Origin of the sequence: Erythrobacter sp. (assembly GCF_023653175.1) — a bacterium.
GTDB lineage: Bacteria > Pseudomonadota > Alphaproteobacteria > Sphingomonadales > Sphingomonadaceae > Erythrobacter.
Genome location: NZ_JAMNXL010000025.1, coordinates 1 through 26,658 on the forward strand (window position 1 = coordinate 1; position 26,658 = coordinate 26,658).

Consider the following 26,658-nt stretch of genomic DNA (forward strand, 5'->3'; position numbering starts at 1 on the left):
GGCAAGGCGCAGCCGACCGGGCGCCTTTCGTTCAGCTGGCCCGCTTCCTGCGAAGGTGCACCGCTCAATGGCGCAGAGGGCGCGCTCTTCCCGCGCGGCCATGGCCTTGGCTTTGCGGCGCCGCGCATCGCGCAGATCCCGCTCGACGAGACCTGCAACGCGCTGACGCAGGATACTGGCGCGGCGTGGTTCGCCAGCGGCAAGCTCGGGGCGCAGGTTCAGGCGCTGGCCGACAACGCGCTGCTCCCCGACCTGCGCGGCAGCGGCAACGGGATCGTCGCCACCGGCGTCGACCGCCGCGCGCAGGAGGATGCGCGGCGCATCGCCTTCGGCTCGGGCGCGAAGTTCTCGCTCACCGGCCCGGCGAGCGGCGCGGCGTTCCGGATCACCTATCTCGTCGCCAGCCGCCCGGCAGGGCCGGTCACGGTGACGGCGGGCGGCAAATCGCTCGACATCACGCAGGGGCTCTCGGTTGCCGAGGGCAAGGGCTGGCGCGAGATGGTGCTCACCGCAAAGTGCCTCGGCGAGGCGGGCGGCAAGCTCACCTTCGCCTCCGAGGCACCCTTCGCCTTCCAGATCGGCGAAGTCACCCGCGACGACAGCGCTGCGGGCGCGGAGTGCTCGTTCTAGCTGCGAACGATCCCGGCGAGCGGCTTGGCTCCCCGCCCGGGGAACAGCCGCGCCATCGCAAGGTCAGGGTCGAGCCGCATGTGCTCGGCCGCCGCCCCCGCCAGCAGGCTTTCGAGCGAGGTGGTGGGGGCCAGATCGCGGCCCTCGAACAGCTGGCGGTCGGCAAGGCCCGGCCAGTCGGCGATCACCCGTCCCCCGCGCACCCTGCCGCCCATCACCAGCGCCGCCGAGGCGGTGCCATGGTCCGAGCCGCCGGTGCCGTTGAGCCGCGCGGTGCGGCCGAACTCGGTCGCCACCACCACCAGCGTATCGGCCCAGGCGGCGCCCATCCCGGACTTGTAGGCCGCCAGCAGCGCATCGAGACCGCGCGCCGAACGGGCAAAGGCGCCGCGCTGGTTGGCATGGGTGTCCCATCCGCCCAGCTCGATCATCCCGATCCGCGCGCCCCCCGCATCGCGCATCAGCGAGGCGGCGAGTTCGCCTGCGGCGCTCGCATCGCGCAGGTTCTTCAGGCCATCGTCCTCAGCCATCGCCTTGGTCTCGAGCGCACGCGCCCATAGCGGGCCGAACTCGCTGTCGGTGGCATAGAGCTGGCTGACCCGCGCCAGCAGATCCTCGGAGGCCGCGGGCAGGGCCGAAGGCGCATAGTTGGACACCGGCGCATCGCCCCGCAGGGCGAGCGGCACGGCCTGCGCGATGGCGAGCGCGCGCAAGGGTGCCGGCGCGCCTTCATTGAGCAGCGCTGCCAGCCGGTTGAGCCAGCCGTCCTTGATGCTGTAGGGCACCGCTCCGCCCGTCTCGAGCAGGTTTTGCGCGTCGAAATGCGAGCGCTCGCGATAGGCGGTAGCGGCGGCGTGAACGAACAGCGCCTCGCCCGATTGCGCCATGCTGGCGACCTCGGCGAGCGCGGGGTGGACGGCAAAGAAGCTGCCGAGCCGCGGCGCGCCTTCGTAATCGGCGAGGCTCGCGCCGCGAAGGGCCTCGAACCCCGGGTCGCCGACGGGCGCGAGCATCGCCATCCCGTCGGCCGCGCCGCGCAGCAGCACGAACAGCAGGTTGCGGCTGCCCGCCCCTTGCGCAAAGGCGAGGCGGGGGAGGGCGAGGCTGCCTGCACCCAGCATCAGCGATCCGGCCAGCAGGCTGCGACGGTCAAGGGCGCTATTCATCGGGCTCATCTCCGCATCATTTCGGGCGAGACCAGCAGCAGCGCGAGCGCCTGGCTGCCGCTCTCGGCGCGGCTCAGCTGGGTGCGGGTCGCCTCGCCGAGCGCCCCGGGAAAAGCGGCTTCGGCGCGGGCGAGGACATCGTCGGCAGGGACATTGCCCGCGATCCGTTCCGCCAACTCGACCCGGCGCACCAGCGCATCGGGCCCGGCCCAGCTGGCAGCGAGGTCATCATAGCCCGCAGGCGAGGGCGCGCGCCATGGCACCTGGCCAAGTTCGTTCAGCGCGCCGACGATCCGCTGCGGGGGCAGCTTGCCGACACTGGTCAGGCGCATCGCGCCGATCAACCATTCGAAGGGCGTGCGGAACTTGACCGGCGCGGGCGTCCAAACCTCGGGCGCATCGATCAGCGTGGCGGTAAGGCTGGCGAGATCGCCGCCGGTCTTCAGAAAATCGGCCTCGAGCCGCGCCACCAGCGCGGGCGGCGGAGTGTCGCCGGCAAAGTGCCGCGCCAGCTTGGACGCGATGTGCCGTGCCGTGGCCGGATGCGCCGCCAGATCATTGAGGATCGCCAGCGCCTGCCCGGCCTCGCCTGCGGGATAGGTGCGGCCCAGCACCCGGCGCGCGCCGGGCTCGTGCACCAGCGCGACGAAAGCCGCGCCGCTTGGCTGATCCTCGGCGAAGCGGCCCACCCGGCCGATGCCCGGTACCGTCCACCCGGTGAGCGCGCGCGCGAGCTCGGTCACGTCCGCCTGCGTGTAGCCGCCATCGACGCCGAGCGTGTGCAGCTCCAGCACCTCGCGCGCGAGGTTCTCGTTGAGGCCGCGCGGGCGCTCCGGCTGATCCCCGCCGCGCCGCGCGCGCGCTTGCGCGAAGGGCGCATTGGGGCCGATCGACTGGAACTGGTCGAGATAAAGCAGCATCGCCGGATGCAGCACCGCGGCCTTGAGCATGTCGGCAAAGCGCCCGAGCACATGCGGGCGGATCGCGGTGAATTCATGCGGGCCAACTTCGAACTGTGTGCCGACCTTGCCCACCGATACGCTGAAATGGTTCGACCAGAAGTGCACCAGCCGCTCGATCATCGGGGCCGGGCTGGAGACCGCCAGCTGGGTGCGCGCGGCAATATCGCCCACCAGCACCTGCCGCGCTTCGGCCAGCTTGCTGCGATATTCGGGGGGAAGGCCCTCCAGCGCGGCGGCGCGGGGGTCGTCGGACGGGGCGGATTGTCCGGCCATCGCCGGGCCAGCCTCGGCCATGGCCCCGGCTAAGCGGCGATCCTGCCGCAGCGAACGCACCAGTTCGACCATCGCGCCGGTCTCCCCGCGCGAACGCATCCGTCCGGCAATCGCGGCCGGTGCCGGATCATAGGCGTCAAGCTGCGCGAGCAGATAGCGGCGCGGATCGGCCGGGGGGCTGTCCTTGGCGGAAATGCCGTAGCCGAAGCGGCTGAGGGCGATGCTCGGCCGGCTCATGCGGCGCTCGTGCGGGGCAGGGTCACAGGCATTGGGCAGCGTTCCTGATGGCAGCAAGGCGGCAGGCGGGAGTGTGCCGCCTTTCGCATTGTCAACGCATGAACATGCCCGGCCCTTCGCGCGATGACGCCATTTTTTCTAGGGCATCACGATCTCGAAGCCCTGCGGCATGAGGTCGAGGTTATCGACCAGCGCCTGAAGCGCGGCCTTGTCGCCGGTCACCTCGAGCCCGGCCTTCTCGAGCGCTGCGACCGGCTGCTTGAGGAACAGGAGCGCCAGCAGCATGGGGCGCGGGCCCTTGATGGTGACAGCGGGGCTGGCGGGCAGGGCGCCGACCCGACCGATCAGCGCCTGGCCGGTGATCTCGAGCGCGGCGCTCTCGCCCCGGTCGGTCAGCTCGATGCCGATGGTGATGCCCCGCGGGCCCGGCCTTTCGGGAGCGAAGCGGGTTGCGGCCGAATCGAGCAGTTCCTGCGTCGACAGGGCAGCGATGAGGTCGGTGGGCTGCACCGCCGCGGTTTGCGCGCGTCCGCGCCTGAGGTCACTTGCCGCGGCAAGGAACTGGTTGCGCCAGATCGCGCTTTCCGACTGGTAGCCCTGCTGTTCGTAGGACTGCGCCAGCAGCGCCTTGGCGTCAGCGTTGGCGGGCTCGGCGAAGACGAGGTTCTGCAGCAGGTCCGAGGCCCAGCGATAATCGCCCGCCGCCATCGCATTGCGCGCCAGCGCCAGCGTCCGCTCCGCACCGCCCAGTGCGTCGACCAGCTTCACGGCCCGCTCGACCGGCGGGTAGGCGTGGAGGTTGGCCGGGACGGCATCATACCAGCCGAGATAGAACTGGTAGATCGCCTTGGCGTTGTGGCTGATCGTCCCGTAATAGCCGCGGGTCGACCACTCCTGCGCGTTGCCCGGCGGGGGCGCGCTTTCCAGCGCCTCGGCGATTTCGGCCATGGTCTCGCCGCGGTTCATGCGGCGCACGGTCTGGTCGTGCAGCCAACGGTAATTGTCGCGCTGGGCGGCGAGCCACGCGGTGCCCGCCGCGCGGCCGAATACCGGCCAGCAATGGCTCGAGATCACCGTATCGGCTTGCGGCGCATAGCGGATGGCCGCCTCGTCGAGATAATGCGCCCAGGCCCGCGCATCGCGCACCTTGGCCCCGCGCGGGGTGAGGATGTTGTGCAGCGTGCAGGTGGCGATCTCGGCGGCGAGAAAGGTCTTTTCCGGCTGGATGAAGACGTTGAATTCAGCCGGAGCCTCGGTCCCTGAGACGATCTGGAATTCGAGCGTCACGCCGTCGACGACGCGGGTCTCGCCGGTGGCGGCGATGGTGTCGGTCGGCGGGATCAGCGAGAGCGTGCCGATCGATAGCCCCATGCCGATACCGCTCCCCATCTGTCCGGTCGCGCCGGGGGTGAGCCCGGTGCCGAACTGGTAGGCCGCCCGCCGTGCCATCGCGCCCCCGGCGATGACGTTCTCGGACGTGGCCTCCTCCATGAATCCCTCGGGCGCGATCACGGCGACGCGGCCGGCCTTGACCTCGGCCTCGTCCACCACCCCGCGCGCGCCGCCGAAATGGTCGCCATGGCTGTGCGAATAGAGCACCGCGCTGACCGGCCGCGCGCCGAGCGCCGCGTTGACCAGTTCCATCGCCGCGCGCGCCGCCTCGATGCTCGTGAGCGGGTCGATGATGATCCAGCCGGTGCTCCCGCGGATCACGGTCATGTTCGCAACGTCGAACCCGCGCACCTGCCACACGTTCTTCGTCACCTCGAACAATCCGTGGCGCTTGAGGTGCGTCATGTGCCGCCACAGCGAGGGGTTGACCGTATCGGGCGCAGGGCCGGTGACGAAGGCATAGGCATCGAGGTTCCAGACCGGCTTGCCGTTGGGAGCGAGGATCACCGGATCCGGCCTCGTCGCCAGAAAGCCGCGGGCGGCGTCGGCGGCATCTCGGGTGCCTTCGGGCGGCAGGGTCTGGGCGGCGGCGCGCTGTTCGCTGCGGGTTGCCTCGCTGGCCGGAGCAGGGACGCCTTGCGCCGCTCCCGTGCTGGCGGCGACGACGAGAGCCAGCGCCGCGGCGGCGCGCAAGCTTGCGGTGTTCATATGTGCATTACCCCTCTTCTCCCGCGCCCGTGATGCCCGCGTGCGGGCGCGGTTTCAAGCGGGGGCGGGCAGGCGGGGCAGGGAGGCATCTTCCTACATTCATAATATGGAACGTTTGCAACCAAAGATTGAATTTTTCCGATTGAGTTCCCGCCGCTACCAGACAGCACCTCTCCTGTTTCGCCTTCGCAAAGGACCTGGCGCATGGATCAGACAAGCCCGATTTCGGACGCCCCTGTGCTCGCCCCGAGCGCGCCTGTCCGGCCGCAGCTGACGCTGGTCGAGGCGCGCTTCCGGCTGGTTCATCCGGCCGGGGAGATACCGGAGGAATGGCGCACGGCGCTTGGTGCGCTGCTCGGCTGGGTCGGGATTGCGGCCGAGATCGTCCCCGCCGAGCAGCCGCGCGGCCTCAAGCGTTTCGCCGACTGGAGCATGCCCGGCGCCGCGCCCCTGTTTGCGCCCTGGCTCGGCTGGAGCCCGGCCGCTTTCCAGCACGGCGGGCTTGCGAGCCTGCCGCAGGCGCAGTTCGTCGTCAGCTACCTGGTCGATCACCCGCGCGGTGCGGCGCCCGGGCTCGGCGGGCTCGACCTCATGCTGATGAGCCCGCATCCCGCGCAGTGCATCGCCGAGGACGCGGGCGAGGTGCCCGTGCCGCGCGCGGGCGTGCTCGCCGCGATGATCCGCGCTGCCCGCGCGCAACCGCGCGAGCGGCTCGCGATCATCGTCACCGCCCGCCAGCGCAACGCGGTCGCCACGCGCCTGCTTGCTGTGGGGAAAGGGCTGACGGGCACGGGGCTTACAATCGACCTGCTCACACTCGAAGACGCGCTGCCGCCGTTGATGGCGGCGCGCGCGCCGTGGGATGCGGTGATCGCCATGCCCGATCTGCGCAGCACGGTGTTCACGCTGCTGAGCCATGCCAGCGGCGTGCGCCGCGCCTGGCCGATGCTGTGGTTTGCGGGCGAGGGGCCCCGCGCGCTGCGGCTGGTCACCAGCGAGGCGCCGGGCGAGGGCGCGAGCCGCCTGCCGCTTTATGCGGCTGCGCTGATCCACACCCTCGCGCTGACCCTCAATGCCGCGGGAGCCGGAGGCCCCGCCGCGCGGCTGCACGAGGCCTGGGCCCTGCTGCGCGACAGCGGGGTGACCACGCCCGGGCACGGCCAGAGCGGCGCGCCCTATGCCAGCGAAGTCGCCGACAGCGCCTTTGTCGCAATGCTGTGCCGGGGCGAAGCGGTCAGCAAGCGACCGCAGCGTCCGTGGCGCGCCTTGCAGAATGACAAAAATGCAAGCGCCGGGAGCCAAACCTCCCATTTGCGCGTTATCTCATCACATGAAAACATCACAACGGGCTAAAGGGGCACCATCATGCCAAGTCGTAAGGTTGTCGCCACTGAACTGGCCCATGTGCTGCGGCAGATTTCGCACCCTGATCGCATCCGCCTGCTCTTGAAGCTGCAGGCGGGCGAGCAGACCGTGAACGAGCTTGGCGATCTGCTCGAGATTTCGCCGACCCGCGTGTCGCAGCATCTGGGCGTGCTGCGCGCGGTCGCGCTGGTCGAGACCCAGACCCGCGGCCAGCAACGCGTCTACAGCCTCGCCCAACCGGAGCTTGCGCATTGGCTGATCGAAGGGATCGACTTCATCGGCCACCGGCTGAGCCGCGCGACCCCGCTCGATCTCCAGAATGCCAAGCAGTTGTGGCAGGCCGAAGGGGCCGAGCCGGTCATCTGACCGGCCCGCCCGCAGGGCCGGTTCAGGCGGCGGGACGCACCATCAGGCCGGGAATCTCGGTCTTCTCTTCCGAGCGGCGGCCATAGCGCTCGACCAGCTCGCTCCATTCGACCACCAGCGACCCGCCCGTCGACTGGTGCAGCTTCTCCCACGAGGACAGCATTTCCAGGCAGGCGTGGTCGATATAGTCGAGCTTCTCGACATGGATGTGCACTTCCGACCCGAAAGGTGAACTCTCGAGTGCCTGGCCGAGCTGCGGGATCGAGAAGAAGGTGGCAGAGCCGGTCATCCACAGGTCGACGCGGTTGGTCTCAGCGTCATGCTCGCGCCGGATCTCGAGGTGCGAGAAGGTGTAGACCAGCTTCGCGGTCGCCAGCACGAAGCCGAGGATCACGCCGGTCAGGAGGTCGATCGCCACCACTCCGATCAGCGTCGCAAAATAGATGACCAGCTCCTGGCGGCCGAACTCGGCGATCTTGCGGATCTGGGCGACGTTGACCAGCTTGTAGCCGGTATAGACAAGGATCGCGGCGAGCACCGAGGTCGGAATCTCGTTGAGCACGAAGGGGAAGGCAACCACCGCCAGCAGCAGCCACCCGCCGTGCATGATCGCCGAGAAGCGCGTCGTCGCCCCGGCCTCGACATTGGCGGCAGAGCGCACGATCACCCCCGTCATCGGCAGCGCGCCGAGGCCGCCGCAGATCATGTTGCCGATTCCCTGTGCGCGCAGTTCCTTGTCGTAATCGGTGCGGGTGCCGACGTGCATCTTGTCGACCGCGGTCGCGCAGAGCAGCGTCTCGGCGCTGGCAACGAAGGCGAAGACGAGGCCGAGGGTGAGGATATCGGGGTTGGTGATCCCCGCGAAGGCCTCTGCCGTCGGGATGTTGAGCCCGCTCGCCAGCGTTTCGGGCAGCATCACCAGCGTGATCGGCAAGGCGAAGGCGATGGCAAAGGCGGTGCCGACGATCACGCCGAGCAGCGGGCCCGGGATCAGAGCGAGCCTCTTGGGCTTGAACTGGTTCCACAGCACGATGGTGGCGATGGTCACGATCCCGGCCATAGCAGCAAGGTGGTGCACCGAGCCGTCGACCGGGAAGACCTTCATGACCGCCTCGGGGATCGCGGCGATGTTGAGCAGGCCATTGGCGCGCGGCGCATCGTCGAGCATCACGTGGAGCTGCGAGGCGAAGATCAGCACACCGATCCCCGCCAGCATCCCGTGGATCACCGAGGGCGAAATCGCCCGGAACCACTGGCCGAGCTTCAGCACGCCCGCAAGCAGTTGCAGCGCGCCCGCGATCAGACCGACCACGCCGAGCATGATCAGCCCGTGTTCCTGCACCAGCTGGTAGACCAGCACCGCCATGCCGGCCGCCGGGCCGCTGACCTGCAGCGGCGATCCGGCGAGCGCGCCCACCACCAGCCCGCCGACGATCCCGGTGATCAGGCCGAGCGCCGGAGGGGCCCCGGACGCGATCGCGATCCCCATGCACAGCGGCAGGGCGACCAGAAACACCACGATCGAGGCAAGAAAGTCGCGGCCGAGCACGGCTGACGTCGGACGTTCGGAAGAGGCGGCGAGCATGGGGAGAGGCTCCGGTGCAAAAAGGGCGGGTTTAAGGGGGTGGACGCGCCGGATCAGCAGACGTGACTGTGGAGCACGGCCTCGGCCATGTCGGCGGCATAGCGCTCCTCGACCGAGACCCAGGTCATGCTCGCCTCGTCATAGGCGGACACCTCGCCGGTCTTGATGTCATAGACCCAGCCGTGGAGCGTCACCGCCCGCTGCGCCAGCGCGACCGCAACCGTGGGGTGGGTCTTGAGGTGCTGCAATTGCAGGATGACGTTCTGCTCGAGCAGCATCCGCATCTTGGCCTCGGGGTCGAGCCCGGCGCCCATCGCCTCGGTGATGTCGACCGCGCCCTGCGCGTAGCCCAACCATTCGCGCACATGCGGCAGGGTGGTGAGCCCCGCGCGGTTCATCGCGCCCTTCATCGCACCGCACTCGGTGTGGCCGCAAATAACGATATGCGGGATCTTGAGCGCGCCGATCGCGAATTCGATCGAAGCGGTCATCCCGCCGGTCTGGTTGGTGTGCGGGGGGACGATGTTGCCCGCATTGCGGCAGATGAACAGCTCGCCCGGATCGGTCTGGGTGAGCATCGCGGTCTCGATCCGGCTGTCCGAGCAGGTGATGAACAGTGCCTCGGGGCTCTGACCGGTGGCGAGCCGTTCGAACAGCTCTGCCTTCTCGGGGAAGACCTCGCGCTGGAACTTGACCACGCCTTGAGCGAAATGGGGCATTGCAACGATCCTTTCAGTGGGGGTTCCGGTCCGGCACGCCCCACAGGGCGCGCGCGGTGTCGATATGGTCGGCATCTTCCAGCCGTTGGCGGATGTCGATGAAGGGCAGGGCGTCGAGCACCCATTCGGCGAGATGCGGGTGGGAAAGACGATAGAAGTGGTTGCGCCCGTCGCGGCGTTCCTCGACCAGCCGCTGGGCGCGCAGCAGCGCGAGGTGCTGCGAGACGCGGGTGGCGGGCAGGTCGAGCGACTGGGCGATCCCGGTCACGTCCTTTTCGCCGCCACGCAGATCCTCGATCAGGCGCAGCCGGTCGGCATGGGCGAGCAGGCGGAACAGGTCGGCGAGTTCACGCGACACGATGAGCCGGCTCGGCATGTCCCTCTCCCTATACCTGCAAAAGTTCGCAGGCTTGCAAATGAGAAGTTATGCACATTCAAAACTTACGTCAAGTGCAGAGGACACGGCCCACGCCCTCCCGGCTCCCCCTACAGCTTCTTGTGCAATCCGATGGGTGACAGGCTGCGTAATGTGTGGTGTCAGGGGCGCCTTCCACCCACCCGCAACAGGACAGGGACGACACAGACATGAATTTCGAGCTCGATCACGAACACCAGATGCTCAAAGAGCTCGTCGGCAAGTTCGTGCGCGATCAGCTGATGCCTTACGAGGCGAGCGTCATTGCCCGCGAGAATGTGGGGCAGGGTACCTATCTCACCCCCGAAGAGACCGCCAAGGTCGATGCCGTCAGCCGCGAGCTCGGCCTGTGGGGCCTCGATGCACCCGAGGAAGTGGGGGGCATGAACCTGCCGATGGTGGCGATGGTCGGCGTCTCCGAGGAGCTCGGCAAGACCGTCGTCCCCTATTACCTCCCGCCGGATTCGCCAAACTTGCGCATGCTGATGGTCGCCGCCGACGAGCGCCAGCGCGCGGCCTATCTCGAACCCTATGTCCGCGGCGAGACGATCAGCGCGATCGGCATCTCCGAGCCCGGCGCGGGCGCCGACCCGCAGGGGATGCGCACCACGGCCGTTCAGGACGGCGACGACTGGATCATCAACGGCCGCAAGATCTGGATCACCAAGGGCGCGGAAGCCGATTTCACGATCCTCATGGCGGTGACTGACAAGAACCCCAATGGCCGCAACGGCATGTCCGCCTTCCTCGTCGACAAGGGCACGCCCGGCTTCAACGTCACCCGCAAGATTCCGATGATCGACGGGACGGCGACTTATGAAATCGCGCTCGAGGATTGCCGGGTGCCGGGCTGGAAGCTGCTCGGCAAGCGCGGACAGGGCTTTGCGCCGATGCAGGTGCGGCTGGGCACGCGGCGGATCGAGATGGCCTCGTGGTCGATCGGCATGGCGCAGCGCGCGCTCGACATGATGATCGACTACGCGCCGCAGCGCACGACCTTCGGCAAGCCACTCTCGGCGCGCCAGACGGTGCAGAACTGGATCAGCGATGCTGCGACCAAGATCCACGCGATGCGGCTGATGACCTATGACTGCGCATGGAAGATCGACGAGGGCCGCGACACCCGCAGCGAGATCTCGATGATCAAGAGCTTCTGCACCGAGAGCGCCTACGAGATCGTCGACCACGCGATGCAGCTTTACGGCGGCATGGGCATGACCCGCGAGCTGCCGCTTTACCTCATGAGCAACAAGCTGCGCACCATGCGCATCTATGACGGCCCGAGCGAGATCCACAACTGGGTGGTCGCGCGCGGGTTGCTGGGCACCTACGAGTAGAAACGCCAAGGGGCGGGGCGGCCTTGAAGCCGCCCCGCCCCCTGCGGTGCCCGTCGGGCTATCCTCCGAACTTGCCGCGCAGGCCGAGGTAGAAGAACCGCCCGCGCACACCGATCGGCCGCACCAGCGAGGCGAGGTAGGGCTCGCGGTCGGTGAGGTTGTTGACGCCGCCGTAGAAGCTGAAGTTGTCGGTCACATCGTAGCTGGCGAAGACATCGTGAACCAGCGAATCCCCGGTGTCGCGCTGCGAGAGCGGAACGAGGGTGTTGTCCGGCCGCACCACCACTTCGCCGCCATCGATCGCGACGTCGACGACCTGGATGTTGGTGATCCCCGGCGCAAGCTGGCTGCTCTCGAAGCGCCCGGTCCAGCCGATACGGCCCCGCTCGAGCTTCCAGGTGACGCCGAAATTGGCGATCCATTCCGGGTTGCCGAATTCGCCGAGGTTGTCGTTGTCGATCGCCTGCGAGGTCAGATCGAGCTCGGCCTGGAGCGGATCGGTGCTGCTCGTTCCCGGGGTCGCCGAGAAGATCGAGGTGTCTTCGAGGAAGCGGGTGCCGGTCACTGACAGGTCGAACGAACCCAGGCCTTCGCCGAAGGGCTCGTCGACGGTGTAGGTCACCGCAAAGTCGATGCCGCGCACCGCCAGCGAGCCGAGGTTGACGTTGCCGGCGGTGAAGAAGTCGATCACGCCGGTGGTCGCGTTGCGGGTGATGGCATCGCAGAACTGGTTGTCGGTGCTGGGCAGGTCGACGCAGGCCGCCGCGATCTGCAGGCCGGTGAGCGACCCCACTGCGCTGGTGATCTCGATGTCGTAGTAGTCCGCGATCACGCTGAGGCCATCAAGGAAGCCGTTGGGCTGCCACACCAGACCGGCCGTGAAGGTCTTGGCCTCTTCCTCTTGCAGGTTGGGGTTGCCGCCGGTGATGCCCGGACGGAAGGCCGAGGCGAACTGGGCAGGGTTGAACCCGGCCGGCACGAATTCGAGGCAGTTGGCAGGACGGAAGGAGCTGCCCGAATTGACGTTTGCCGCAGCGCAGGGGTCGGCGAGCAGGCCGATCGTTGCCGCGCGCACCGGGCCGAACAATTCGGCAAGGTTGGGCGCACGCACCGCGACCGAATAGGTGCCACGGAACGACAGCGTCTCATGCGGCTTGTAGCGGCCGCCCACGGTCCACGCGAGCGTCTTGCCGATCGTGTTGTAATCCGAATAGCGGATCGCGCCGTTCAGCTCGAGCAGGTCGACGAACTTCATGTCGGCCAGCAGCGGCGTGCGCAGTTCGCCGAAGACTTCGGTGACCTCGATCGAGGGGTCCTGGAAGCTCGGATCGGGCGAGGGCCGCACCGGCGAGCCGCTCGAGACGACGCCGCTGGTGATGCCGGGCGAATTCTGCAACGGCGAGGGGGTGAACAGCGAGGTGTCCTTGCGGTATTCGAAGCCCACCGCAAAGCCGACCGGGCCGCCCGGCAGCTCGAAGAACTCCGCCGTGTCACCGGCCAGCGAGCCGAGCAGCTGCTGCTGGGTGAGGATCGTCGAGTTGACGATATCGACGAAGGCGAAGTCCGCGCCCGCGCCGTTGATCGAGTCGGGACCGAAGATGTTGATCGGCGCGCACACGCCGGTGCGCGGCGTGAAGCTGATCGCGCGGCCGGTCCCGTCGGGGTTGCGCGGCGGACGCGGGAAGGGCGAGACGCCCGGCGCGGTGCCGTCAAGCTCGGAGCGGCAGATGATGTCGCCGGCCTGCGCGTTGTTGGGGTTGATCTGGATCGACTCGCCCCCCCGGATCGCGCTCACCGTGCGGTTGTTGGCGCGGAACGCGGCAAGGTTGCCACTGGTCAGCGCGATCGCGTCGATGGCGTAGAAATAGCGGTCATCCAGACGGGTGTTCTTGAACACCGATTCGACCTCAGTGCGGCCGTAGTTGTAGGACAGTTCCCACTTCCACCCGAGCTTGTCGAACTCGCCGCGCAGGCCCGTCACGAAGCGGATCGTGGTGCGCTCGGTGTTCTCGGTCGGCAGGACATCGATATCCTGGATGTCGCGCGACATCACGATCACCGGGCTCTGGCCGAGACCCTGGAGCGTGGTGATCTGGTTGCGCAGCGCGGTCGGGATGAAGGGGTTGTCGAGCCGGATCGGGATGTCGTCGTTGAACGGCGTGCCGGTCGCATCGACGCCGTCCGTGAAGGCGTACTTGCCCTCGAAGAAGGCGGTGATGCCGGGGGTGACCTCGAAATCGGCACCGGCGCTGAACACCAGCTGCTCGAGCTCGGGCAGGATCAGCTCGTTGACGTTGGCGCCGATCCCGTCACCGCCCGAGGCGCTGAAGGCATCGACGAAGGTGCCCGCGTTGAAGGCGCGCAGACTGGTGCCGTCGAACACCTGGGCGATGGGGATGTTGGTGCCGGGCAAGGTCGGCACCGAGCCGTTGGCATTCAATGCGTTGACCGCATCGAAGGCGCTCGCAAAGCCGTTGTCGATGGCGATGATCCCGAAGCGGCTCGAGACCGGCAGGGTGACGTTGGGATAGAAGGCCTGGCTCGGTCGCTGGCCGGCGGGCAGGCCGTAATCGGCATCGGTGAGGCCGAGCAGGTCAAAGATCGCCTGATTGGCAAAGCCGAGGCCGAAGATGCCGGTGCCCGCAAAGTCGCGCTCGAAGGCGCGCAGCGGCTCCTGCTTGGAGTAATCGACCGAGAACACCGCGCTGCCGCGCCCGTCGGCGAATTCGCCGCCGCCCGCAAGGCTGACCGAGTAGTTCTCGGCATCGCCCTCACCCGAGATGCCGCCCTGGCCGTTGAATTCGAGCCCGTCGAAATCGCGGCCCGAGCGCAGCGTGAAGTTGACGACGCCCGAGACTGCGTCCGCGCCGTAGATCGACGAGGCGCCGCCGGTGAGCACTTCGACGCTCTTGATGCGCCCCTGCGGGATCGCGCCGATATCGACCGCGGCCGAACCGCCGGTGCCGGGCACGTGGCGGCGCCCGTCTTCGAGCACCAGCGTGCGGACCGAGCCGAGCTGGCGCAGGTTCAGGAGGCTGAGGCCGAGGTCGGAGCTGTCGCCCGCGGCGGCCTGGTTGACCGAGTCGATGCCCGGCAGCGAGCCCTGCAGCGCCGGGATCTGGCGCAGCTGCGTGGCAAGGTCCGCCTGCCCGCTCAGCGCGATATCTTCGGCGCCCACCACGGTGATCGGGCTGGTGCTCTCGGTCGTGGCGTCGATCGCGATGCGCGAACCGGTGACCACGATCGCCTCGCCCGGCTCTTCGGGCTCGACCTCGGCGGCGGCGAGGTCCTCGGCGGTGATTTCGTCCTCGGCGGCGCTCGCCTGCGCGGGCATCAGGCCGGCGATCAGCAGCGCGGCGGCCAGAGCGGGAAGCGACGACGACTGGAGAGAGAGCTTGGGTGTGCGCATGTTATGTCCTCGCGTAAGATGGTCGGGACAGGGACTGGAACCGCGTTTTTTGCGGTGCCGGGCCGTGCCGTAGTCGCAAGGTGCGCCGTCTTTCGGGCAAGAGCCCCCGAGGCGCATCCTGTGCGGTCCTTCCTGCGCGAGGCCAGATGTCAGAGTTTGCGGCCCCTGATCGTCTGCCCCCAGACGAATGTTGCGCCAGTGATCTGGCTGCAGGTATTCGGTATTACGATCCGGCCATTTCGTGGTTAGTGGCCATTCGACGTAGTTTGTTGCGCGCCGGGCAAGGTGTGATGGAATGGCAACAGGCCCTGGCGCCATCGCCAATTTGCAGGGCTGGCGCGCGCGCGCGGCTCTGCTAGCACCCGGGCATGAGCGATTGGACGACGGCGGCGCAGGCGGCACTTGGGGCGGCGCGGGACTATTCGGAACAGGTGCGGCAGGCGGTGGCGGCGGTGGTCGCCCCGCAAGGCACGCCAGATTCAGCCCTGCTGACGCGCGAACAGCACCGCGTCCACGGTTTTGCCTGGGTTGCGGCCAGCATCGCCGCGCTCGAGGCGACCGCCGACTGGGCGGCGCGCGCCGAACGGGCAGGGCGGTTCGGGCCGGCCGAGGAACTCACCTTGCGCATCGGCTTTGGCGAATATCTCGCGCAGATCGCTTACGGCCTGCCGATGAGCGCGCAAGAAGTTGTCCGTCCCGCAGCACTCGGCAGCGCGGAGACCGCGCGCGCGCTGGCCGCGCATCCGGCGGTAGCGCGCTTCCTCGCCGAGGGCAGCACGCCCGAAACCCGCAGCCTCCTTGCCGCATTGCTGGCGGAGGGCGTGCGGCCTGACGAAGGGCTGGGCGATGAGGCGCTCGACCTTGTCCGCGACCAGATGCGCAGCTTCACGGCCACCGCGATCACGCCCCACGCGCATCACTGGCACCTTGCCGACGCGCTGATCCCGGACAGCGTCATCGCCGAGATGGCGGCGCTCGGCGTGTTCGGCGTGTGCATCCCGGAAAGCCACGGCGGGCTCGGCCTCGGCAAGCTGGCGATGGCGGTGGTCTCGGAGGAATTGTCGCGCGGGTGGATCTGCGCAGGCTCGCTCGGCACCCGCTCGGAAATCGCGGGCGAGCTGATCGCCGAGAACGGCACGCCTGAACAGAAGGCCAAATGGCTTCCGCGCATCGCCGACGGATCGTGCCTGCCGACCGCGGTCTTCACCGAGCCCGACACCGGGAGCGACCTTGCCGCGGTGCGCACCCGCGCCGCGCAGGCCGCAGACGGCAGCTGGCGGGTGACCGGGGCGAAGACCTGGATCACCCATGCGGCGCGCGCCGACCTCATGACGATGCTGGTGCGCACCGATCCGGCGGTGCCGGGCTATGCGGGCCTCTCGATGCTGCTGGCGCACAAGACCCGGGGCACGGATGGCGCGGCGTTCCCCGACGCCGGGATCGAGGGCAGCGAGATCGCGGTGCTCGGCTATCGCGGGATGAAGGAGTATGCCCTGGGCCTCGATGGCTTTGTGGTGGCTGCGGACGGCCTCCTCGGCGCGCGCGAGGGGCAGGGCTTCAAGCAGCTGATGCGCACCTTCGAGGGCGCGCGCATCCAGACCGCCGCGCGCGCGGTGGGGGTGGCGTGGAACGCCTTCGACCTGGCGCTCGATTACGCGCTGGGCCGCAAGCAGTTCGGCGAGGCGCTGACCGCATTCCCGCGCGTCGCCGACAAGCTCGCGCTGATGGCGACCGAGACAGTGATGGCGCGCGAGCTCACCTATGCCGCGGCGCGCGCCAAGGATTCGGGCGCGCGCTGCGATATCGAGGCGGGGATGGCCAAGCTGCTCGGCGCGCGTGCGGCGTGGGGGGCGGCGGACAATGCGGTGCAGATCCACGGCGGGAACGGCTACGCGATGGAATATCCGATCAGCCGGGTGCTATGCGATGCGCGCATTCTCAACATCTTCGAAGGCGCTGCCGAGATCCAGGCGCAGGTGATCGGGCGCGGGCTGCTCGCCGGGCAGGCGCGCGCCGCTGCGGCGGCCTAGAGCACGCGGCGGAAGGGCACTTCTGGCAGCACCGCGCGCATCGGATCGGGCAGCACGGCGCTCTTCAGATCGACATGGCGCGGACGGTCGCCCCGCAGCGTGAAGATGCGCCGCACCCGCGCGACCAGATCGGCCGGCTCGAAGGGCTTGGAGACGAAATCCTGCGCGCCCGCATAGATCGCCTGCAACTGGTCCTGCTCGCCGTTCATCGCGGTGAACATCATCACCGGCAGATCGTAGAGCACGCTCGAGCGCCGCAGCCGGCGCAGCAGGGTCATGCCGGACTCGCCCGGCATCGCCTGATCGAGCAGCAGCAGATCGGGGCGCTTCTTCTGCACGCAGGTCCACGCCGCCGCAGCGCTGGTCACCCAGCCGCAGGCATAGCCTGCATCGATCAGCACTTCGCTCGCGAGTTCCGCGATCAGTTCGTCGTCATCGGCAATCAGGATGCGGGCCATGGGTGGGTATCGTCCGGGCTGGTGTTGGCAAATGCCGGATTAACCAAGCAGGTGTTGGGGCGGGCCTGCCGGGCCCCTCCGGAGCAATCCCTAAGGCGGGCAATGCGCCGGTTGTCGCGCGGTGGTAGCGTGGTCATGGCCATGCCGTAGCTGCGTCTTGCCCCTGTCCCGGGGCACTGTAAGGGTCGCGTCCCATGACCAGCGATTCTCCTCAGGCTGTTTCCAACAGCGCCCGCATCGGCCCGTTCTATGTCACGCAAGGCATTCATAATCTTCGCGATTATGGCGGCTATGCGGTGCCCGGCGAGGGCCGCGTGCGCACCGGGGTGCTGCTGCGCTCGGGCCAGCACATGGAGGCGTCGGACGGGGATCTGGCGCTGTTGGAAAAGCTGGATATCCGCACCGTGATCGACCTGCGCGGCACCAGCGAGCGGGAGGGTTTTCCATGCAGACGCCATGCGAACTTCGCCGCGCAAGTGATTGCCTATGATGGGGAAACCACGAACTCGCCGCCGCATGAAGGTGGGGGTGGCCAGATCGTCATGACCGCCGAAAAGGCGCGCGAGCGGATGCTCGCGGTCTACACCCGCATGCCGGTCAACCCCGCGATGATCTGGGTTTTCCGAGAATATTTCAATGCCTTGGATGCCAATGAGGGGGGCAGCCTCGTCCATTGCTTTGCCGGCAAGGACCGCACCGGGATCGCGGCAAGCCTGCTGCTCCACGTCCTCGGCGTGCACCATGACGATGTGGTCGGCGAATTCCTCCTGACCAACGAAGCGCCGACCCGCGCGATCCTCGAGCGCCAGTCGCTCCCCCGGATGGAGGCGCATTACGGCACGATTCCGCCTGACGCCCTGCACAACCTGATGGGCGTTCTGCCCGAATATATAGAGACTTACATCGCGAAGGTGACAGCCGATCACGGCTCGCTCGATGCCTACCTTGAGACAATCTTAGGTGTGGATGGCCCAAGAAAAGAGCGTCTGCGCGCCAAGCTCGTGGCGTGACAATCGCGCGGCCAAACCCCATATCGCGTTTTTGAGAATTCCGACCGAGGGACCCCAGACATGGCCACCCACACCACCAAGATGCTCATCATCGGCTCCGGCCCGGCAGGCTATTCGGCTGCGATCTATGCCGCTCGCGCGATGCTCGAGCCGATCGTCGTCCAGGGCCTTCAACCCGGCGGCCAGCTGACCATCACCACCGATGTCGAGAACTATCCCGGTTACCGCGACGTGGTGCAGGGCCCGTGGCTGATGGAAGAGATGCGCGCCCAGGCCGAACATGTCGGCACGCGCATGATCTGGGACACGATCGTCACGGTCGATCTCGAACACGGCTCGCCGTTCCGTGCGATCGGCGACAGCGGGGATGAATATATCGCCGATTGCGTGGTGATCTGCACGGGCGCGCAGGCCAAGTGGCTGGGCGTCCGGGGCGAGCAGGCACTGGGCGGCAAGGGCGTTTCGGCCTGCGCAACCTGCGACGGGTTCTTCTACCGCGGCAAGAAGGTCGCGGTGATCGGCGGGGGCAACACCGCGGTGGAAGAGGCGCTCTACCTTACCAACCACTCCGACAACGTGACCCTGATCCACCGCCGCGACAGCTTGCGCGCCGAGAAGATCCTGCAGGAGCGGTTGTTCGCCAATCCCAAGATCACGGTGCTCTGGAACAAGGGCGTCGACAGTTTCGAGGCGGGCGCAAACGGCATGCTCCACCACCTCGCGCTGACTGACACCGTGACCGGCGAGACCTCGACGCTCGAGACCGACGGCGCCTTTGTCGCGATCGGCCATGCGCCCGCGACTTCGCTGTTCGTCGGCAAGCTGCCGATGGACGAAAGCGGCTATCTGCTCACCGAGCCCGGCACGCCCAAGACCGCAATCCCGGGCGTCTTTGCCGCCGGCGACGTGACCGACCACGTCTACCGTCAGGCGGTGACCGCGGCTGGGATGGGCTGCATGGCGGCGCTCGACGGAGAGCGCTGGCTGGCGTCGCGCGCGCACGCCGTGCAGCAGGCCGAAGCCGCGGAGTAGGATTTTCCCAACCCCTAGCCCCTCCCGCTTGCGGGAGTGGCTAGGGGAGGGCACGAGGTTCAGAACACCGCAATCCCGGCGTGCAGGATCAGCGCCATCAGCACCAGGCTCGACAGCGCATAAAGTGCAAACCGGATGATCACTCGGTTGATCGTCGCCTGCACGATGGAGTGCGCCACCCGCAATCCCACATAGGCCCAGGCGAGCATGGTGTTGAACCCGTCTCCCTGCCCGATGATCGCCAGCACGATCGCGACCGCATAGAATAGCGTCGGGGATTCGTGCAGGTGGTTGAAGTTGTCCGCCTTCCAGCTGACAGTGTCGGGCAGCTTGGCGCGCAGGCTTGATGCCTCGCCACCGACGAGGTTCTTGGCGTCGATCCCGGCCTTGTTCATTGCCGGGATGCGGGTGGCGTACATCCACAGCCACATAACCATGGTCCACGCCAGCAGCGCAACGACGGGTTGAAGAATGTCCATTCCGATCATGATCGTCTCCTTAAGCCGGAAGCGCCGAGGGGTCGGCGAGCAGCGTCACCATCACCGCACGCAGTGCCAGCGCCACCAGCACCAGGGTGGAGGTGATGAACAGCAGGAACCGCACCGGCACCTTGTTGACGGTCGCCTGCCAGATCGAATGGAGGATCCGCAAGGCGACATAGGCCCAGGCGAGACCCACATCCACGCCGCCTGCGCCCATCACCGCCAGAATCACCACTGCCGGGTAGAACACTGTCGGCTGCTCGACGAGGTGCGCATAATTGTGCGCGGGCCAGTTGGCCTTTGGGTCGAGCACGCCTTCCAGGTCCTGCCCGCGCCCGCCCGGTCTTGTCCCGAGGTCGATCCCGGCCTTCTTCAACGCCGGCAGGCGCACGCCCGCCATCCAGAAACACATGACGAGCGTCCACACCACCAGCACGGCGGCGGGCGCGAGCATTTGCGCTTGCATCGATTGATCCCCTTCGAGAGCCACTCTCTGGCGCACAGACTGCGGGGGGCGTAATGGATTGTCAAACGCAACCTACCTGCGAGCCTGCCGCGCCATGCACCTTGTCCACGATCCCGCCGCTCCGCCCGCCGAGGCGATCGCCTTCGACGACTTTCTCAGGGTCGATATCCGCGCTGGCCGCATCATCCGCGCCGAGCCTTTCCCCGAGGCGAGGAAGCCCTCGCTCAAGCTCACCATCGACTTCGGCCCCGGCGTGGGCGTGAAGCGCTCCTCGGCGCAGGTCGCGGCGCTCTATGCGCCGGAGGAGCTCGAGGGGCGGATGGTCGCCGCGGTGGTCAACTTCCCGCCGCGCCAGATCGGCAAGTTCATGTCCGAGGTGCTGACGCTGGGCTTTCCGGACGCGGAAGGGCGGGTGGTGCTGTTCCAGCCCGACAGCGCGGTGCCGCCGGGCGCGCGGCTGTTCTAGCCGGCCGCCACGATCGCGATGTCCAGGATATCCGCTGACCGGCCGGTCACCACGGTGATCGGCTCGCCCAGCACATCGCCTGCCACCGTGATCGGTGTCAGCGTGCTGTTGCCATTGCCAACGATATAGGCAGTGGCTCCATCGGGCGTGAAGCCGATCCAGTGCGGCTGCGACTTGTTGACGAGATGGATCGGCGCACCCACCGTCGCAGGATTGGCGCTGAGATCGAGGCGGACCACCGCATCGATGTGATCCCCGGCAATCGCGATATAGGCAAAGCTGCCGTCGGGGCTGCGCTCGATCTGGATCGGCGGTCCGGGCAAGGCGATGGCGGCCCCGGGGGTGTTGGTGGCAACATCGATCGGCGTAAGGCTGCTGCTGCCCTTGTTGGCGACATAGGCCGTGGTGCCGTCCTTGGTGAAGGTCACCCAGTTCGGGTTGAGCCCCACCGGAATCGACGGCAGGACGGTGCCCGAGGCGCCGTTATCGGTCACCTCGATCGGGGTCACGCTGCTGCCAGCCGGGTTGTCGGTCTGCCAGTTCGCAACGTAGCAAAACTTGCCGTCGGGCGTGAAGGCGACCGTGTTGGGCCCCAGTCCCGGCACCTTGATGACCGCGCTTACCTCGCCCTTGTCGAGGTTCACGGTGGTGATCGTCTGGTCCTTGTAATTGGCGACCCACGCCCATTCTTCGTGGGTGCCGGGCACGAATTCGATGTCCACCGGCTCGGCGCCGACGGTGATCGACCAGCGGACCTTGCCTGAAGCCAGATCGATCCGGGAGACTGTTCCAGCCGGAGCATTCGTGAACTCGTTGCTGACGAAAGCGGTTTTGCCATTTGCGGTGACGATGATGGCATTTGTCCCCGACCCGTCGCTCGTCGAGCGGCCGAAGATGCGGATCGGCTTGAGCGGGGTCCGGGCATCGAGGTCGACCGGAATCACCGATCCGACCTTGAGTGAGACGCCATTGTCATTTGCGTTGGTTACATAAGCAATCAGCTTGGGGGTAACAGCCATTTGAGCGCCTCTCACAGCATCGATCGGATTTATGACTATCCAGATCCACAACAGTTCACGAAATTACTCCGCGTCCGACAGTATCGCCGAATTTCCGAAAATCAACTGATACAATAAAATATGCGCGATATTGATTCGTCTTTTCCCGGATCGAGGATGTTGTAGTCACGAGCGAGGGGGCGTCGGTCGTCATCATTGTGACCAGAGACATATCCGCGCATCTTTCCGGGCCAAGCCGGGCAAGAGCCCCCGCGCCAGCAGCTGCGGCTAGCGCTGCGCGTGGCGGCGGCGCCATTCGGAAGGCGTCACGCCGTGCTGCTGGACGAACACCCGCGCCAGCGCCTGCGGGGTCTCGTAGCCGACCGCGAGCGCGATCTCGATGATCCGCATCTCGCTGGTCGCCAACAGCTCGGCGGCGCGCTCGATCCGCAGCGCCTGCTGGTAGCGGTAGGGCGGCATGCCCATGGTGCGGGCAAAGGCGCGCGCGAAATGGAAGGGCGAGAGGCGGGCGATCGCGGCAAGCTCGCCGAGCTGCACGCGGCGCTCGATATTGGCGGCGAGGAAGGCGGTGGTGCGCCGCGCCTGCCACGGCGCCAGCCCGCCGCGCGCCGCGCCCTGCTGCCGGTGCTCGCCCGAGAGCGTCAGCAGGCGCCACAGGAGCACGTGGCGCAAGGAATCGAACAGCAGCGGATCGGGCGCCGTTTCGCCCGCCGACAGTGCGCGGATCATCGCGGCAAGCGTGTGGGCTTCGGGGTCGGTGATCGCAGGCAGGGGCTCGAACCGCATTCCGTGCGCGGTCTCGGCGGCCTTGAGGAAGGCCGCATCGAAGGCAATTGCGAACCAGTTGTCGCCTCCGGCCGGCGCGGGAGGCCCGGCGACCCGCAGCGCCCGGCCCGCGACCCGGCGGTCGATCCCTTCGGCCCCGCTGACCCGGAACAGCGCGAGTGCGTGGTCACGGCAGGTAGCGTCCGGGAGCGGCGCGCGGCCGGCGGGGGCAGGCCGCAAAGGCGTTGAGTGGGGGATCGGGATGGTCGCGAGCTGGGTCATGAGAAGCCGTCCTTCGCGCACATGATCCCCCGCGCAGGCCTGCACGGCAAGGCTTGGGCCCCTGATCTTTCGGGGGGTCTGGGGCTCACCCGAAGCGGTGGCGCGAAGGCTGCTGCACGGGGGAGTAGGCGGCCCTCGCTTGGCGCAAGGTCAGGTCTGCGGCGGGCTTGAAGCGGGCACTTCCCACCCGCCGCCAAGCGCGCGGAACACGCTCACCTGCGCTGCGGCGCGGGCACCGGCGGCTTCGGCGAAGGCGGCCTCGGCAGCGCGCCATTCGCGCTGCACCTGGATCAGCCGCAGCGCGTCGTCGCTCCCCGCCTTGTAGCGCAGTTCGGTGAGCCGCGCGGTCTCGCGCGCGGCATCGGCCGCCTCGCGCAGCCGCGCTTCGGCCGCCAGCGCGCCGGCCAGCCGCGCAAGCGCCGCCTCGGTCTCTTGCAACGCGCCGAGCACCGCGGCATCGAAGCGCGCGAGCGCCGCCTCGGTGTCGGCCCGGGCGGCGCGCACCTGCGCGCGGGCGGCGCCGTTGAAGGGGAAGTTCCAGCTGATCGCCGGCCCGATCGAGAACCCGAAGCTGGCCGAGGAACCGAGGTCGCCGGGCCGCGCCGCGCCGAGCGAGGGGGTGCCGAGCAGACTGATCCGGGGGTAGAGCGCCGCCACCGCCACGCCGACGCGCTCGGTATCGCGGGCGAGTTGGCGCTCGGCGACGCGGATGTCGGGGCGGCGGGCGAGCAATGCCTGCCCGTCGCCCACCGGCAGCGGTGCGGCAAGGCCCGGCACCGCGGCGCAGGCGGCGGCAGGCTCGGACACGGCCTCGGGCGGATCGCCGGTTAGGAAGGCGAGCGCATAGAGCGCGGCGCGGCGCTCGGCGACCAGCTGGGGCAGCGCGGCCTCCGCCTGAGCGAGGATGGTTCGCGCAGCGGCGACATCGCGCGCGTCGGCATAGCCGGCCTTGCGGCTCGTATCGACCAGCGCGAGCGAGCGGCGGGCGAGCGCGATGCTCTCCTCGGCGGTCCTGACCCGCACCGCGAGCGCGCAGCCCTCGGCATAGGTGCGCGCGGTCTCGGCGGCGACCGCGACGCGCGCGGCATCGACCTGCGCCTGCGCGGCCTGCGCGTCGGCGACCGCGGCGCGCAACGCACGGTTCACCCCGCCGAACAGGTCGATCTCGTAGCTCGCATCGATCCCGGTGGTGAAGAAATCGGTGGTGACGACCGGGACGTTGCCGATCGCGTTGAACACCTGGCCCCCGAAGCGCTGGCGGACATATTGGGCGTTCAATGTGGTCGAGGGCAGCTGGCCGGCGCGGGCCTCGGACACGAGGGCGCGGGCGCGCTGCAGGTTGGCGGCGGCGACGCGCAGGTCGGTGTTGCGTTCAAGAGCGCGGGTCACGAGCCCGTCGAGCACCGGATCGCCGAACAATCGCCACCACTGCGGCGGGAGCGGGGTGGGCGCGGTGGTCGCGGCATCGGCCTCCAGGAGGCGCGGCGCTTCGCCGCCGGGGGCGGGGGGCACGGCATAGTCGGGGCCGACCATGCAGGCGGTGAGGCTCATCGCGGCGGCGAGCGGGAGGGCGCGGGTACGGTTCATGCGCCCGCCTCCGGTTCGGCCGCAGGCGGCGGGGCCGCGTCATGCTCCGGCCGGGGCTTGCCGCGCCGCAATTTCGCGCCCGCCCAGTCGCCGAACATCCGCGCGATGACGTAGAAGGCGGGGGTGAAGATCAGGCCGAACACGGTCACCCCGAGCATCCCGAAGAACACCGCCACGCCCAGCGCCTGCCGCATTTCCGAGCCCGGCCCCTGTCCCAGCACCAGCGGCAGCACGCCGAGGATGAAGGCGATCGAGGTCATCAGGATCGGGCGCAGCCGCAGCCTTGCCGCATCGATCGCCGCCTGGTGCAGCGGTTTGCCCTCATCCTCGTTCTGGCGCGCGAATTCGACGATCAGTATCGCGTTCTTGGCTGCCAGCCCGATCAGCACCACAAGACCGATCTGGGTGAGGATATTGTTGTCGAGCCCCATGAAATTGACCCCCAGCAGCGCTGCCAGCAGGCACATCGGCACGATCAGGATCACCGCCAGCGGCAGCACCAGGCTTTCATATTGCGCGGCAAGCAGCAGGAAGACGAACACCACCGCGAGCGCGAAGGCGATGCTCCCGGTATTGCCCGCCTGACGCTGCTCGAAGGCCAGCTCGGTCCAGTCGAAGGCGAAGCCCTGCGGCAGGGTCTCGGCGGCGAGGCCCTCCATCGTCGCGAGCGACTGTCCCGACGAGAAGCCGGGCAGGGTGTTGCCCTGCAATTCGGCCGCCGGGTAGAGGTTGTAGCGCACCACGCGGTAGGGCCCGCCCTCGTTGCGGATCGTCATTATTGCCGAGAGCGGCACCATCGACCCGCTGTCGGATCGGACGCGCAGCCGCAGGATATCGCTCGCGCTCTCGCGGAACGGCGCGTCGGCCTGCGCGGTAACGCGGAAGGTGCGCCCCAATAGATTGAAATCGTTGACATAGGTCGAGCCGAGATAGGTCGCCAGCGTCGCGAAGACGTTCTCCAGCGGCACGCCCAGCTGCTCGGCGCGCTCGCGGTCGATATCGGCGTAGAGGCGCGGAGTGCGGGTGTTGAAGGTGGTGAAAGCTCCGCCGACGCCGGGCGCCTGATTGGCCTTGGCCATCATCGTGAAGGCGACCGTCTCCAGCGCCTGATAGCCCGCCCCGCCGCGGTCCTCGAGCATCATCTTGAAGCCCCCGCCGGTGCCGATCCCGGAGACGGGCGGGGGCGGGATCACGAAGATGTTGCCGGCGGTGATCTGGCTGAGCGCGCCGTTCAACTCGCCGAGCAGCTGGTTGGCGCCCGCGCGCTGGTCCTTGGGCTTCAAGGAGATGAACATCGCCGCCGCGTTGGGGGCATTGGTAAAGGTCGCCCCGTCGAAGCCGCCGAAGGCGACGGTGCTGGCGGTTGCCGGATTGGCGAGCGCGATCTTCTGGGCCTGCTCCAGCGTCTCGGTGGTCCGTTCGAGCGAGGTGCCCGGCGGCATCTGCAGCACGGCGATGAGATAGCCCTGGTCCTGCGCGGGGATGAAGCCGGTCGGCGTCTCGGCAAAGCGCCACATGGTCAGGCCGATCAGCGCGGCATAGGCGATGCCGATCACCGCCAGCGCCCGCACCGCGCGCGCGGTGAACCGGCCGTAGCGGTCCGACAGCCCGTTGAAAGCCCGATTGAACCCGCGCGCGAACCGCGTCCCCCAGCCGCGCCAGCCGGGGGTGGGCGGGGTCTCGCCATGCGCCTTGGGCTTCAGCAGCAGCGCCGCGAGCGCGGGCGAGAGGGTCAGCGAGACGAAGGCCGAAATCGCCGTCGCGCTCATGATGGTGAGCGCGAACTGGCGGTAGAACTGCCCCGAGATACCGGGGATGAAGGCGGTCGGCAGGAACACCCCGATCAAGACCAGCGCAATCGCGATCAGCGCGCCGGAGACCTCGTCCATCGTCTTGTGCGCCGCCTCGCGCGGGGGGAGGCCTTCCTCCTCCATCACGCGCTCGACATTCTCGACCACCACGATCGCATCGTCGACCACGATGCCGATCGCCAGTACCAGCCCGAACAGCGAGAGGTTGTTGAGGCTGAAGCCGAAGGCGGCGAGGAAGGCAAAGGAGCCGATCAGCGACACCGGGATGGCGATGATCGGGATGATCGCCGCGCGCCAGCTCTGCAGGAACACCAGCACCACCAGCGCGACCAGCACGATCGCCTCGACGAGCGTGTCCTCGACCGCCGCGATCGAGGCCTCGATATAGGTCGTCGGCGCATAGGGGATCGCGTATTCGAGCCCCGGGGGGAAATCCCGTTTCGCGCTCTCGAGCTCGCCGCGCACCGCTTCTGCAGTGGCCAGCGCGTTCGAACCGGGGAGCTGCGAGACCACCACAGCCACGGTGGGCCGCCCCGAATTGAAAGCATTGACGCTGTAATCCTGCGCGCCCAGCTCGATCCGCGCGACATCGGTCAGGCGGATCAGCCGGCCATCGTCGAAGCGCTTGACGATGATGTCGCCGAACTGCTCGGGGGTGACCAGCCGCCCCTGCGTCTGGATGTTGA

22 protein-coding genes are annotated in these 26,658 nt (G+C 68.1%); 8 read left to right on the forward strand and 14 right to left on the reverse strand.

Features of this window, described 5'->3' with window-relative positions:
• Nucleotides 1-630 (forward strand): putative glycoside hydrolase (locus NBV68_RS04945; RefSeq protein ID WP_296307703.1); only part of this gene is annotated, 630 nt, incomplete at its 5' end.
• On the opposite strand, the gene NBV68_RS04950 is transcribed toward NBV68_RS04945, so the two are convergent.
• The 3 genes from NBV68_RS04950 to NBV68_RS04960 all read right to left on the reverse strand — a co-directional run bounded on the left by NBV68_RS04950 (nucleotide 627) and on the right by NBV68_RS04960 (nucleotide 5,368).
• Complete coding sequence (locus tag NBV68_RS04950) at nucleotides 627-1,796, reverse strand: DUF1501 domain-containing protein (RefSeq protein ID WP_296307705.1); 1,170 nt, start codon at nucleotides 1,794-1,796, stop codon at nucleotides 627-629. The two genes, NBV68_RS04945 and NBV68_RS04950, sit on opposite strands and share 4 nt — an antisense overlap.
• A gap of 5 nt (nucleotides 1,797-1,801) precedes the next feature.
• Entirely contained in the window at nucleotides 1,802-3,268 is a 1,467-nt protein-coding gene (locus NBV68_RS04955; RefSeq protein WP_296307707.1) for a DUF1800 domain-containing protein, read from the reverse strand.
• Between the two features lie 138 nt (nucleotides 3,269-3,406).
• Nucleotides 3,407-5,368: an alkyl sulfatase dimerization domain-containing protein gene (locus NBV68_RS04960; protein WP_296307710.1), complete on the reverse strand. Its 1,962-nt coding sequence runs from the start codon at nucleotides 5,366-5,368 to the stop codon at nucleotides 3,407-3,409.
• Nucleotides 5,369-5,572: 204 nt separating this feature from the next.
• Here NBV68_RS04960 and NBV68_RS04965 point away from each other — a divergent pair, with 204 nt between their 5' ends.
• Together NBV68_RS04965 and NBV68_RS04970 are read left to right on the forward strand one after the other, a co-directional pair.
• Nucleotides 5,573-6,721: a hypothetical protein gene (locus NBV68_RS04965; protein ID WP_296307712.1), complete on the forward strand. Its 1,149-nt coding sequence runs from the start codon at nucleotides 5,573-5,575 to the stop codon at nucleotides 6,719-6,721.
• Nucleotides 6,722-6,733: 12 nt separating this feature from the next.
• Entirely contained in the window at nucleotides 6,734-7,099 is a 366-nt protein-coding gene (locus NBV68_RS04970; RefSeq protein ID WP_296307714.1) for a metalloregulator ArsR/SmtB family transcription factor, read from the forward strand.
• A gap of 22 nt (nucleotides 7,100-7,121) precedes the next feature.
• Here the strand turns inward: NBV68_RS04970 and NBV68_RS04975 are convergent, their stop codons facing one another.
• From NBV68_RS04975 to NBV68_RS04985, 3 genes are read right to left on the reverse strand one after another with little or no spacing between them, the layout of a single operon-like run.
• Nucleotides 7,122-8,684: a SulP family inorganic anion transporter gene (locus tag NBV68_RS04975; RefSeq protein ID WP_296307716.1), complete on the reverse strand. Its 1,563-nt coding sequence runs from the start codon at nucleotides 8,682-8,684 to the stop codon at nucleotides 7,122-7,124.
• A 53-nt stretch (nucleotides 8,685-8,737) separates the two neighbouring features.
• Entirely contained in the window at nucleotides 8,738-9,403 is a 666-nt protein-coding gene (locus tag NBV68_RS04980) for a carbonic anhydrase (RefSeq protein ID WP_296307718.1), read from the reverse strand.
• A 13-nt stretch (nucleotides 9,404-9,416) separates the two neighbouring features.
• Entirely contained in the window at nucleotides 9,417-9,779 is a 363-nt protein-coding gene (locus tag NBV68_RS04985) for a metalloregulator ArsR/SmtB family transcription factor (protein ID WP_296307720.1), read from the reverse strand.
• A gap of 209 nt (nucleotides 9,780-9,988) precedes the next feature.
• On the opposite strand from NBV68_RS04985, the gene NBV68_RS04990 reads away from it, so the two are divergent.
• The gene (locus NBV68_RS04990) at nucleotides 9,989-11,155 is read left to right on the forward strand and encodes an acyl-CoA dehydrogenase family protein (RefSeq protein ID WP_296307721.1); all 1,167 of its coding nucleotides are present in this window, start codon (nucleotides 9,989-9,991) and stop codon (nucleotides 11,153-11,155) included.
• Nucleotides 11,156-11,213: 58 nt separating this feature from the next.
• On the opposite strand, the gene NBV68_RS04995 is transcribed toward NBV68_RS04990, so the two are convergent.
• The gene (locus tag NBV68_RS04995) at nucleotides 11,214-14,564 is read right to left on the reverse strand and encodes a TonB-dependent receptor (protein ID WP_296307723.1); all 3,351 of its coding nucleotides are present in this window, start codon (nucleotides 14,562-14,564) and stop codon (nucleotides 11,214-11,216) included.
• Nucleotides 14,565-14,932: 368 nt separating this feature from the next.
• Between NBV68_RS04995 and NBV68_RS05000 the strand changes: the two genes are divergently transcribed.
• Nucleotides 14,933-16,594, forward strand: coding sequence for an acyl-CoA dehydrogenase family protein (locus NBV68_RS05000; protein ID WP_296307725.1), 1,662 nt, complete (start codon nucleotides 14,933-14,935; stop codon nucleotides 16,592-16,594).
• On the opposite strand, the gene NBV68_RS05005 is transcribed toward NBV68_RS05000, so the two are convergent.
• The gene (locus NBV68_RS05005; RefSeq protein ID WP_296307727.1) at nucleotides 16,591-17,052 is read right to left on the reverse strand and encodes a response regulator; all 462 of its coding nucleotides are present in this window, start codon (nucleotides 17,050-17,052) and stop codon (nucleotides 16,591-16,593) included. The genes NBV68_RS05000 and NBV68_RS05005 overlap by 4 nt on opposite strands.
• Nucleotides 17,053-17,246: 194 nt before the next feature.
• Here NBV68_RS05005 and NBV68_RS05010 point away from each other — a divergent pair, with 194 nt between their 5' ends.
• Both NBV68_RS05010 and trxB read left to right on the forward strand, forming a co-directional pair.
• Nucleotides 17,247-18,062, forward strand: a complete 816-nt coding sequence (locus NBV68_RS05010; RefSeq protein WP_296307728.1) for a tyrosine-protein phosphatase — start codon at nucleotides 17,247-17,249, stop codon at nucleotides 18,060-18,062.
• 60 nt (nucleotides 18,063-18,122) lie between these two features.
• Nucleotides 18,123-19,094 carry a thioredoxin-disulfide reductase gene (gene trxB / locus NBV68_RS05015; RefSeq protein ID WP_296307729.1) on the forward strand — a complete coding sequence of 324 codons (972 nt, stop codon included), beginning with the start codon at nucleotides 18,123-18,125 and terminating at the stop codon, nucleotides 19,092-19,094.
• A 59-nt stretch (nucleotides 19,095-19,153) separates the two neighbouring features.
• Here the strand turns inward: trxB and NBV68_RS05020 are convergent, their stop codons facing one another.
• Both NBV68_RS05020 and NBV68_RS05025 read right to left on the reverse strand, forming a co-directional pair.
• Nucleotides 19,154-19,582 carry an MAPEG family protein gene (locus NBV68_RS05020; RefSeq protein ID WP_296307730.1) on the reverse strand — a complete coding sequence of 143 codons (429 nt, stop codon included), beginning with the start codon at nucleotides 19,580-19,582 and terminating at the stop codon, nucleotides 19,154-19,156.
• Between the two features lie 10 nt (nucleotides 19,583-19,592).
• Nucleotides 19,593-20,042 (reverse strand): MAPEG family protein, encoded by a 450-nt coding sequence (locus NBV68_RS05025; RefSeq protein WP_296307731.1) that lies wholly within the window; start codon nucleotides 20,040-20,042, stop codon nucleotides 19,593-19,595.
• A gap of 94 nt (nucleotides 20,043-20,136) precedes the next feature.
• On the opposite strand from NBV68_RS05025, the gene NBV68_RS05030 reads away from it, so the two are divergent.
• Nucleotides 20,137-20,508, forward strand: coding sequence for a tRNA-binding protein (locus NBV68_RS05030; protein WP_296307741.1), 372 nt, complete (start codon nucleotides 20,137-20,139; stop codon nucleotides 20,506-20,508).
• Here the strand turns inward: NBV68_RS05030 and NBV68_RS05035 are convergent.
• The 4 genes from NBV68_RS05035 to NBV68_RS05050 form a co-directional block, all read right to left on the reverse strand.
• Nucleotides 20,505-21,527: a hypothetical protein gene (locus tag NBV68_RS05035; protein ID WP_296307733.1), complete on the reverse strand. Its 1,023-nt coding sequence runs from the start codon at nucleotides 21,525-21,527 to the stop codon at nucleotides 20,505-20,507. The two genes, NBV68_RS05030 and NBV68_RS05035, sit on opposite strands and share 4 nt — an antisense overlap.
• Nucleotides 21,528-21,794: 267 nt before the next feature.
• Entirely contained in the window at nucleotides 21,795-22,574 is a 780-nt protein-coding gene (locus NBV68_RS05040; protein ID WP_296307735.1) for an AraC family transcriptional regulator, read from the reverse strand.
• A 150-nt stretch (nucleotides 22,575-22,724) separates the two neighbouring features.
• Nucleotides 22,725-24,161 carry a TolC family protein gene (locus NBV68_RS05045; RefSeq protein WP_296307738.1) on the reverse strand — a complete coding sequence of 479 codons (1,437 nt, stop codon included), beginning with the start codon at nucleotides 24,159-24,161 and terminating at the stop codon, nucleotides 22,725-22,727.
• Nucleotides 24,158-26,658, reverse strand: a 2,501-nt coding sequence (locus NBV68_RS05050) for an efflux RND transporter permease subunit (RefSeq protein WP_296307740.1), incomplete at its 5' end; no start/stop codon positions are given. The genes NBV68_RS05045 and NBV68_RS05050, both read right to left, overlap by 4 nt.

Excerpts from the sequence above, each read along its gene's own strand:
- NBV68_RS04965 (WP_296307712.1), top strand. The coding sequence starts at position 5,573 with ATGGATCAGACAAGCCCGATTTCGGACGCCCCTGTGCTCGCCCCGAGC.
- NBV68_RS05025 (WP_296307731.1), bottom strand. The coding sequence starts at position 20,042 with ATGCAAGCGCAAATGCTCGCGCCCGCCGCCGTGCTGGTGGTGTGGACG.
- NBV68_RS05045 (WP_296307738.1), bottom strand. The coding sequence starts at position 24,161 with ATGAACCGTACCCGCGCCCTCCCGCTCGCCGCCGCGATGAGCCTCACC.
- NBV68_RS04955 (WP_296307707.1), bottom strand. The coding sequence starts at position 3,268 with ATGAGCCGGCCGAGCATCGCCCTCAGCCGCTTCGGCTACGGCATTTCC.
- trxB (WP_296307729.1), top strand. The coding sequence starts at position 18,123 with ATGGCCACCCACACCACCAAGATGCTCATCATCGGCTCCGGCCCGGCA.
- NBV68_RS05010 (WP_296307728.1), top strand. The coding sequence starts at position 17,247 with ATGACCAGCGATTCTCCTCAGGCTGTTTCCAACAGCGCCCGCATCGGC.
- NBV68_RS05035 (WP_296307733.1), bottom strand. The coding sequence starts at position 21,527 with ATGGCTGTTACCCCCAAGCTGATTGCTTATGTAACCAACGCAAATGAC.
- NBV68_RS04950 (WP_296307705.1), bottom strand. The coding sequence starts at position 1,796 with ATGAATAGCGCCCTTGACCGTCGCAGCCTGCTGGCCGGATCGCTGATG.
- NBV68_RS04985 (WP_296307720.1), bottom strand. The coding sequence starts at position 9,779 with ATGCCGAGCCGGCTCATCGTGTCGCGTGAACTCGCCGACCTGTTCCGC.
- NBV68_RS04960 (WP_296307710.1), bottom strand. The coding sequence starts at position 5,368 with ATGAACACCGCAAGCTTGCGCGCCGCCGCGGCGCTGGCTCTCGTCGTC.
- NBV68_RS05030 (WP_296307741.1), top strand. The coding sequence starts at position 20,137 with ATGCACCTTGTCCACGATCCCGCCGCTCCGCCCGCCGAGGCGATCGCC.
- NBV68_RS05005 (WP_296307727.1), bottom strand. The coding sequence starts at position 17,052 with ATGGCCCGCATCCTGATTGCCGATGACGACGAACTGATCGCGGAACTC.
- NBV68_RS04975 (WP_296307716.1), bottom strand. The coding sequence starts at position 8,684 with ATGCTCGCCGCCTCTTCCGAACGTCCGACGTCAGCCGTGCTCGGCCGC.
- NBV68_RS05020 (WP_296307730.1), bottom strand. The coding sequence starts at position 19,582 with ATGATCGGAATGGACATTCTTCAACCCGTCGTTGCGCTGCTGGCGTGG.
- NBV68_RS05040 (WP_296307735.1), bottom strand. The coding sequence starts at position 22,574 with ATGACCCAGCTCGCGACCATCCCGATCCCCCACTCAACGCCTTTGCGG.
- NBV68_RS05000 (WP_296307725.1), top strand. The coding sequence starts at position 14,933 with ATGAGCGATTGGACGACGGCGGCGCAGGCGGCACTTGGGGCGGCGCGG.
- NBV68_RS04970 (WP_296307714.1), top strand. The coding sequence starts at position 6,734 with ATGCCAAGTCGTAAGGTTGTCGCCACTGAACTGGCCCATGTGCTGCGG.
- NBV68_RS04980 (WP_296307718.1), bottom strand. The coding sequence starts at position 9,403 with ATGCCCCATTTCGCTCAAGGCGTGGTCAAGTTCCAGCGCGAGGTCTTC.
- NBV68_RS04995 (WP_296307723.1), bottom strand. The coding sequence starts at position 14,564 with ATGCGCACACCCAAGCTCTCTCTCCAGTCGTCGTCGCTTCCCGCTCTG.
- NBV68_RS04990 (WP_296307721.1), top strand. The coding sequence starts at position 9,989 with ATGAATTTCGAGCTCGATCACGAACACCAGATGCTCAAAGAGCTCGTC.